This is a genomic window from Actinomadura fibrosa (assembly GCF_900659615.1).
GTDB classification, from domain to species: Bacteria; Actinomycetota; Actinomycetes; order Streptosporangiales; family Streptosporangiaceae; genus Spirillospora; species Spirillospora fibrosa.
The window spans coordinates 1-7,715 of the sequence record NZ_CAACUY010000345.1 but is presented as its reverse complement, the minus strand read 5'-3'; the positions used below and the strand labels follow the sequence as shown (position 1 = coordinate 7,715).

The 7,715-nt window shown below is 73.8% G+C and carries 7 protein-coding genes; 2 read left to right on the top strand and 5 right to left on the bottom strand.

Annotation, left to right across the window (positions count from 1 at the left end):
• Nucleotides 1–159: 159 nt before the first annotated feature.
• Both E1300_RS45555 and E1300_RS45550 read right to left on the bottom strand, forming a co-directional pair.
• Complete coding sequence (locus E1300_RS45555) at nucleotides 160–984, bottom strand: ABC transporter ATP-binding protein (RefSeq protein WP_131763495.1); 825 nt, start codon at nucleotides 982–984, stop codon at nucleotides 160–162.
• The gene (locus E1300_RS45550; protein ID WP_242619815.1) at nucleotides 981–2,054 is read right to left on the bottom strand and encodes an ABC transporter substrate-binding protein; all 1,074 of its coding nucleotides are present in this window, start codon (nucleotides 2,052–2,054) and stop codon (nucleotides 981–983) included. The genes E1300_RS45555 and E1300_RS45550 overlap by 4 nt, the downstream gene beginning before the upstream one ends.
• 187 nt (nucleotides 2,055–2,241) lie before the next feature.
• Between E1300_RS45550 and E1300_RS45545 the strand changes: the two genes are divergently transcribed.
• Together E1300_RS45545 and E1300_RS45540 are read left to right on the top strand one after the other, a co-directional pair.
• Nucleotides 2,242–3,153: a TauD/TfdA dioxygenase family protein gene (locus tag E1300_RS45545; protein ID WP_131763493.1), complete on the top strand. Its 912-nt coding sequence runs from the start codon at nucleotides 2,242–2,244 to the stop codon at nucleotides 3,151–3,153.
• A 114-nt stretch (nucleotides 3,154–3,267) separates the two neighbouring features.
• Nucleotides 3,268–4,257, top strand: a complete 990-nt coding sequence (locus tag E1300_RS45540; protein ID WP_131763492.1) for a sulfotransferase family protein — start codon at nucleotides 3,268–3,270, stop codon at nucleotides 4,255–4,257.
• A gap of 37 nt (nucleotides 4,258–4,294) precedes the next feature.
• Here E1300_RS45540 and E1300_RS45535 read toward each other — a convergent pair whose 3' ends face one another.
• From E1300_RS45535 to E1300_RS45525, 3 genes are all read right to left on the bottom strand, one after another.
• Entirely contained in the window at nucleotides 4,295–5,929 is a 1,635-nt protein-coding gene (locus tag E1300_RS45535) for a dipeptide ABC transporter ATP-binding protein (RefSeq protein WP_131763491.1), read from the bottom strand.
• Complete coding sequence (locus E1300_RS45530; RefSeq protein WP_131763490.1) at nucleotides 5,926–6,915, bottom strand: ABC transporter permease; 990 nt, start codon at nucleotides 6,913–6,915, stop codon at nucleotides 5,926–5,928. The genes E1300_RS45535 and E1300_RS45530 overlap by 4 nt, the downstream gene beginning before the upstream one ends.
• The coding region (locus E1300_RS45525; RefSeq protein WP_131763489.1) for an ABC transporter permease at nucleotides 6,912–7,715 on the bottom strand (804 nt) is incomplete at its 5' end. The genes E1300_RS45525 and E1300_RS45530, both read right to left, overlap by 4 nt.

Sequence of the window (7,715 nt, the reverse complement as noted above, 5' to 3'; positions counted from 1 at the left end):
CGGCCGTCCACGCGCGACTCCTCGACGTGGACCCGGGAGGCGGCGCGTTCCTCATCGCGCGCGGCCGGCCGCCTGCGGGCCGGGGCCGGTCCGGTCGTGTCCGGCTCGGCCGTGTCCGGCCCGGCCGTGCCCGGTCCGGCGGCGGGCGCTTCGACGGTGCTAGCCAAGGCCGACCGCCTCCCTCCGCGGCCGCGGGACGTCCAGCCGCCGCGCGGCCCGGACCTCGTCGCGCAGCAGCGACCAGACCCGGTGCCGGTGCTCGGCGAACTCGGGGCTGGAGCGCAGGTCCTCGGTCTCGTGGCGCGGGCCGAGGTCGATGTCGACGACCTCCTTGACCCGGCCCGGCCGGGAGGTGAGGACCGCGACGCGCCCGCCCAGGTAGACGGCCTCGTCGATGCCGTGGGTGATGAACACGACGGTCTTGCCGGTGCGCTCCCAGATCCGCAGCAGCTCGTCCTGGAGGGAGTCGCGGGTCTGGGCGTCGAGGGCGGCGAACGGCTCGTCCATGAGCAGGACGCCGGGGTCGTAGGCGAGGCTGCGCGCGATCGCGACGCGCTGCTTCATGCCGCCGGACAGCTCGTGGGGGTAGCGGTCCTCGAACCCGGACAGCCCGACGAGGTCGAGGTAGTGCCGGGCGGTCTCGGCGCGCTCGCGCCGCCCGAGGCCCTTGGCCTCCAGGCCGAACTCGACGTTGCGCAGCGCCGAGCGCCACGGCAGCAGCGCGTACTGCTGGAAGACGACGCCCCGGTCGAGTGCCGGGCCGGTGATCTCGGCGCCGTCCAGCAGGATGCGGCCCGTGGTCGGCCGGGTGAGCCCGCCGAGCAGGTCGAGGAGCGTCGACTTGCCGCAGCCGCTCGGGCCGACGACGACGAGGAACTCGCCCTCGGCGATGTCGAGCGTGGTGTCGCGCAGCGCGGTGAACGCACCGCCGCCGCGGACCGGGAAGGTCTTGCCGACCCCCGAAATCTCGATCTTCGTGGTCATCCGCGGCTCCCGTCGCCCGCGTACGGATTGAACCTGTTGGTGTAGAGGTCGCCGACCTTGACCTTGCCCTTCGGGATCTGGCCCTGCTGCTCCAGCCAGGTGATCCAGGTGGTGAACTCCTTCTCGGCGATGACGCCGCCCCGGCCCGCGACGCCGTAGGACTTGAAGTACTTCAGGGCGTCGGGGCTCTCGTTCCGGCCCCGCGCCTGGACGATCTTGGTGAAGCGGGCGATGACCTGGTCGCGCGGCGTCGTCCGCGCCCACTCGATGGCCTTGGCCACCCCGGCGGTGAACGCCTTCACGGTGTCCGGGTTGCGCTTGACGAAGTCGTCGCGGAACACGTAGGTGCCGCCGGTGAAGGCGCCGAGGAGGTCGTAGTCGCTGAACACCTTGCGGACCCCGCCGGCGGCCTCGGCCTTCTCGCGGAAGATCCCGCCGAGCACGCCGACGTCGATCTGCCCCTGCCGCAGCGACTGCTCGGTGTTGACCGGGGGCACGACGAGCGGCTCGGCCTTCTTGACCTCCGCCGGGGACAGCCCGCCGCGCTGGAGGTAGATGTCGAGGACCGCCTCGGAGTGGGCGCCGAGCGTGTTCATCCCGATCTTCTTGCCGATGAGGTCGCGCGGGCCCTTGATCGGGCTGTCCTTCGGGACGTAGAAGCCGTTGTAGGAGTCCTTGTCGCTGCCGTAGTAGCCGATGACCGAGGTCAGCGGCGCGCCGGCCGCCTGGAGCTTGATCACGGCGCCGTTGAACGCGCCGCCGAAGTCGGTCTGGCCGGTGGCGGCGGACTGGATGTCCTGCGGGCCGCTGATGGTGTTGCCGACCCACTTGAGCTTGACCTCGCCGAGGTAGCCGAGGTCCTGGGCGAGCTCCGGCGGCGTGACCTGGCCCGCGGAGCCCTGGTAGCGGAGGGTGGTGGTCCGTCCTGAGCCGCCCGCCGCGCTGCCGCACCCGGCCGCGGCGGTGCCGGCGAGCGCCACGCCTGCGAGGGCCGCGGCGCACCGCCGCACCGTCCGCCGTGCGCTGGGCGTGGCGATCGGGCGTCTGGTCCATGAGGTGCTGGGGTTCACGCCGAGGAGCATGTCCCAGAGTTCCCCATTAAGTCAACAGGTTTAGTAGGAAATATTTCCAAGTCACTTGATAGGGATAGTTGACTTTGCTCCCGGCCTCGTGATTCGCTGCGGCCGGAGCGGTACCACGCCGCTCCGGCCGCCCCCGCCGCGCGCGCCGCGGAGTCCGTCCCCCGTGGAAAGAGGTATGCCCGTGTCCGAGTTCGATGTCCGCAAGGTCGGTGGCCGCATCGGGGCCGAGGTCGTCGGCGTCGACCTGCGCGACCTGTCCGACGAGGTCTTCGCCGAGATCTCCGCCGCCCTGCTGGAGCACAAGGTCCTTGGCTTCCGCGGCCAGGAGCTGACCGACGCCGACCAGCTCGCCTTCGCCGGCCGCTTCGGGCCCCTCACCGGCGCGCACCCGACGGTGCCGTCGGTCGAGGGCGCGCCGCAGATCCTGCCCGTGGACGGCGAGGAGGGCCGGGCGAACCAGTGGCACACCGACGTCACGTTCGTCCAGTCGCCGCCGAAGCTCAGCACGCTGCGCAGCCTGGTCGTCCCGCCCTACGGCGGCAACACGCTGATCGCCAACACCGCGGCCGCCTACCGGGACCTGCCGGACGAGCTGCGCGCCTTCGCCGACACGCTCTGGGCCGTCCACACCAACGACTACGACTACGTCCAGCCCAAGGACTCGGGGGCCGACCCCGAGAAGGTCGCCCACTACCGCAAGGCCTTCGTGTCGCGGACGTGGAAGACCGCGCACCCCGTGGTGCGGGTCCACCCCGAGTCGGGCGAGCGGAACCTGTTCATCGGCGGGTTCGCGCAGAGCGTGGTCGGGCTGTCGAACCGGGAGAGCCGCGCCGTCCTGGACATCTTCCAGGCCTACGTCACCCGCCCGGAGAACGTGTTCCGCTGGTCCTGGGCGCCCGGCGACCTCGTGCTGTTCGACAACCGCATCACCCAGCACTACGCCGTGGACGACTACGGCGACCTCCCCCGCCGCCTGCACCGGGTCACCGTCGCCGGAGACGTCCCGGTGGGCGTGGACGGCCGGCGCAGCTACCGCGTCGAGGGCGACGACGCGTCCCACTACACCCCGGCCGAGTCGGCGGCCTGATCGGAGGATCCAGGGCTCCGGGCCCGGCGTGGCGTGGCGCCGGGCCCGGGTGGTTTGCCCACAAACCAGATAGGTAATGTGACCGAAAGACCGTAGCGGCCTGGGAGGAAACGGATGGCACTACCGAACTTCCTGGTGAGCGGTGCCCCCAAGGCCGGGACCACCGCGCTGCACGCGGCCCTCGCCCGGCACCCCGCCCTGTACATGTCCCCGGTGAAGGAGCCGAAGTTCTTCCTCACCGACGGCCCGCCCCCGGCCCGCGGCGGGCCGGGCGACGCGCAGACCTACCGCGAGCACGTCTGGCGCCGCGCCGACTACGAGGCCCTGTTCGACGACGCCCCGCCCGGGACGCTCCGCGGCGAGTCGACGCCGTTCTACCTCTACGACCGCGACGCGCAGCGCCGCATCCGGGAGCTCATACCCGACGCGCGGCTCATCGCCATCCTGCGCGACCCGGTGGAACGCGCCCACTCCAACTGGACGCACCTCTGGTCGGCCGGGCTGGAGCCGATCGACGACGTCGTGCGCGCCTGCGCGGAGGAGGAGCGCCGGATCGAGGCGGGATGGGCCGCCTTCTGGCACTACGTCCGGCTCGGCCGCTACGGCGAGCAGCTCGACCACCTCTTCACCCTGTTCCCCCGGGAGCAGGTGCTCGTCCTGCGCTACCGGGAGCTGCTGGAGGACCCGGGACGGACCCTGGACCGCATCTGCGCCTTCCTCGGCGTCGAGGAAGGGATCGTCACCGAGGTGCCGCGGGAGAACGTGACGGCGCACCCGGACCACACGATCCGCCACCGGATCCTCGCGCGGACGCTGCGCGCCGGCGTGGCGGCGGGCGCGCTCCTCCCGGGCGACCTGGCCGTGCGCGCGACGGCGCCGCTGGAGCGCGTCCTCCAGCGGGACGGCCGCCCGCGCCGCCCCCTCACCTGGGAGCAGCGGCAGGCCCTCATCCCCTACTTCGAGGCGGACGTCCGGCTGCTGGAGCGGGTCACCGGCAAGCCGTTCGGCGACTGGCTCGCGCCGCGCGACGACTCCGGCGGCCTGGTCGGCACCCGCCCGGCCGGGCAGCGCCAGGCCCGCAACGGCCGCCCCCGGCAGCACTGACCGGCAGCACTGACCGGCAGGCGCCGCCCGGGCGGCCTCACCTCCCGTCCGCGGTGAGGCCGCCCGGGTCCAGCGCGGGCACCGAGCTCAGCAGCTCCCTGGTGTACGGGTGCCGCGGCGCCGCGAAGACCGCGTCGGCGTCCGCGAGCTCCACGATCCGGCCGTCGCGCATCACCGCGACGCGGTCGCTGACCTGCCGCACGACGGCGAGGTCGTGGGAGACGAACACCATCGTGAGGCCGAGCTCGTCCTGGAGCTCGGCGAGCAGGTCCAGGACCTGCGCCTGCGTGGACACGTCCAGGGACGTGACGGGCTCGTCGCAGACGAGCAGGCGGGGCCGCAGGGCCAGCGCGCGGGCGATGCCGATCCGCTGCCGCTGCCCGCCGGAGAACGCGTGCGGGTGGTCGCCGTAGCGGGCGGGGTCGAGGCCGACCCGCTCCATCAGGGTGCGGGCCGTCCGCTCGGGGTCCCGCTCGCCCTGGACGCGCAGCGGCTCGGCGATGGCGTCGCCGGCGGTGCGGCGCGGGTTCAGCGACGCGCCCGGATCCTGGAAGACCATCTGGAGGTCGCGGCGGACCGGGCGCAGCCGCCGCTCCGGCAGCCCCGACAGCGCGCGGCCGGCGAACGCGACGGTGCCGGACGTCGGTTCGAGCAGCCGGACCAGCAGCCGCGCCAGCGTGGTCTTGCCGCTGCCGCTCTCCCCCACGATCCCGAGGGTCTCGCCGCTCCGGACGTCGAAGGTGACGCCGTCCACGGCCCGGACGGCGCGGCGGCGCGGTCGCGGCCCGGACGCGAACTCCCGGCGCAGGTCCCGGACCCGCAGCAGCGGCTCCGCCGGGTCGGCCGCTGCCGGGCCGGACGCTGCCCGCCCGGACGGCGCCCGCCCGGACCGGGCCCGCGACGCGTCCAGCCTCGGGACGGCCGCCAGCAGGCCGCGGGTGTAGGCGTCCCGCGGCTCCCGCAGGACGGTCCGGACCGGCCCGTGCTCGACGGCCCTCCCCTCGTGCATGACGAGGACCTCGTCGGTGCTCCCGGCGACCACGCCGACGTCGTGGCTGACCAGCAGCAGCGCCATCCCCGTGGCGGCGCGGAGGTCGGCGAGCAGGTCGAGGATCTGCGCCTGGACGGTCACGTCCAGCGCCGTGGTCGGCTCGTCGGCGACGAGGACCCGCGGTTCGAGCGCCAGGGCCATCGCGATCAGGGCCCGCTGGCGCATCCCGCCGGAGAGCTCGTGCGGGTGGGCGCGGGCGCGGCGCGGCGCGTCCGGCACGCCGACCCGGTCGAGCACCTCCACCGCCTTCGCGGCGGCGGCCTTCCGGGACGCGCCGGTGTGCGCCCGGTACACCTCCGCGATCTGGTCGCCGACCCGCAGGTACGGGTCGAGGGACGACAGCGGATCCTGGAAGACCATGGCGATCCGGCCGCCGCGCAGCCGCCGCAGCTCCGGCTCGGACGCCGCGAGCACGTCCGTCCCGGCCACGGTGATCTCGCCGGTGACCTCGGCGCCCTCGGCCAGCCGGAGCAGCGACAGGGCGAGCGTGGTCTTGCCCGAGCCGGACTCGCCCACGACGCCGAGCGCCCGCCCCGGTTCGAGGTCGAACGACACGCCCCGGACGGCCTCGGCCCCGCCGTACCGCGCGCGCAGGTCGCGGACCCTCAGCACGGGGCTCACGTGATCCTCACCCGCGGGTCGACGGCCGCGTGCAGCAGGTCGGCCACGGTGTTGGCGACCACCACGACGATCCCCGCGAGGACGGTGACCCCGACCACGACGGGGAGGTCGACGGAGTTCACCGCCTCGACGGTGAGCTTGCCGATGCCGGGCAGCCCGAACATCGTCTCGGTGAGCACGGCGGCCGTCATGATCTGCGCGACCTCCACGGCGGTCAGCGTGATGAGCGGGGTCAGCGCGCCGCGCAGCGCGTGCCGGCGGATCACCTGCCGCTCCCGGAGCCCGTAGGCGCGGAACGTGCGGATGTGGTCCTCCAGCAGGGTCTCCAGCGTCCCGACGCGGCTGATGCGGGCGTACACGGCGGCCTGGATCAGCGCCAGCGAGATCCACGGGAGGAGGAGGTTGCGCGCCCACTGCACCGGGTCCTCGGTGAGCGGCACGTAGACCGGGAACGGCAGCCACCGGAGCGACGCGCAGAAGACCATCAGGAGCACCAGGCCGATCAGGAACACCGGCGTGGAGAAGCCGAGCAGCGTCACCCCCGTCATCACCCGCTCGGTGAGCCGTCCCCGCCGCAGCGCCGACAGCAGCCCGGCCGAGGTGCCGAGCAGCAGCGCCAGGATCTCCGAGCCGATGGCGAGGGACGCCGAGACGGGCAGCCGGTCCAGCAGCAGCGCCGTCACCGGCTGGTCGGTCTGGAAGGAGTAGCCGAGGCAGGGCGCGGCGCAGTGGTCGACGTCCGGCCCGGCCGAGTAGTCGCGCCCGGCGACGATGCCTTCGAGGAAGTGCCAGTACTGGACGGGCACGGGATCGTCCAGGCCGAGCTTCTGCTGGGTCGCGGCGAGCCGCTCGCCGCCGCAGCCCTTCCCGCACGCGAGCACCGCCGGGTCGCCCGGCGCCAGGTAGAACAGCGCGTAGACGATCGCGGACAGCGCCACCAGCACCACCACCGCGGCGCCGAGCCGGCGCACCAGGTACCACGTCATGACCGGTCGCTCCAGCGGGGGTCGACGGCCTTGCGCACGCCGTCGGCGAGCACGGCGAAGGCCAGCAGCGTCGTGAACAGCAGCAGGCCCGGGACCGCCACGTAGGCGGGGTCCGCGCGGAACCAGGTCGTCGCCGAGGAGAGCATCTGCCCCCAGGACGGCGTGGGCGGCCGCACGCCCGCGCCGAGGAACGACAGCCCGGCCTCGATCACCATGTTGAGCGGCACCTTCAGCGCGCCGAGGACGAGCAGCGGCGCGGCCAGCCCCGGCAGGATCTCGCGGACGGCGATCCGGGCGGGCCGCGCGCCGCTCAGCCGCGCCGCGTCGACGTACTCCCGGCTCCGCAGCGACAGCGTCTGGTTGCGGGTGAGCCGGGCGACGTTGCCCCAGTTCAGGGCCACGATGACGCAGGCGAGCAGGAGCGGGCGGGGCATCGACTGCGGCACGATCGCCATCAGCGCCAGCGCGAGCAGGAACGACGGCAGGGCCAGCGACAGGTCGGTCAGCCGGCTGAGCACGGCGTCGGCCCGGCGCCCGCCGAAGCCGGCGCCGAGGCCCAGCGCGACGCCGACCAGCAGCTCCAGCGCGGTGGCGCCGAGCGCGACCCCGAGCGAGACGCGGGCGCCGTAGACGATCCGGGCGAACACGTCCCGGCCCGTCCCGGGCTCGACGCCGAGCCAGTGGTCGCCGCTGATGCCCGAGTGCCAGAACCCGGTCTTCGGCCGGTTGTAGGTGGGGTCGATCAGGTTCTGGTGGTAGGTCAGCGGGTTCTGCGTGAAGAACGGACCGAAGATCGCGAT

What these genes read in the sequence shown, in the direction of transcription:
- E1300_RS45555 (WP_131763495.1), bottom strand. Translation starts at nt 984, where the DNA reads ATGACCACGAAGATCGAGATTTCGGGGGTCGGCAAGACCTTCCCGGTC.
- E1300_RS45545 (WP_131763493.1), top strand. Translation starts at nt 2,242, where the DNA reads ATGCCCGTGTCCGAGTTCGATGTCCGCAAGGTCGGTGGCCGCATCGGG.
- E1300_RS45540 (WP_131763492.1), top strand. Translation starts at nt 3,268, where the DNA reads ATGGCACTACCGAACTTCCTGGTGAGCGGTGCCCCCAAGGCCGGGACC.
- E1300_RS45530 (WP_131763490.1), bottom strand. Translation starts at nt 6,915, where the DNA reads ATGACGTGGTACCTGGTGCGCCGGCTCGGCGCCGCGGTGGTGGTGCTG.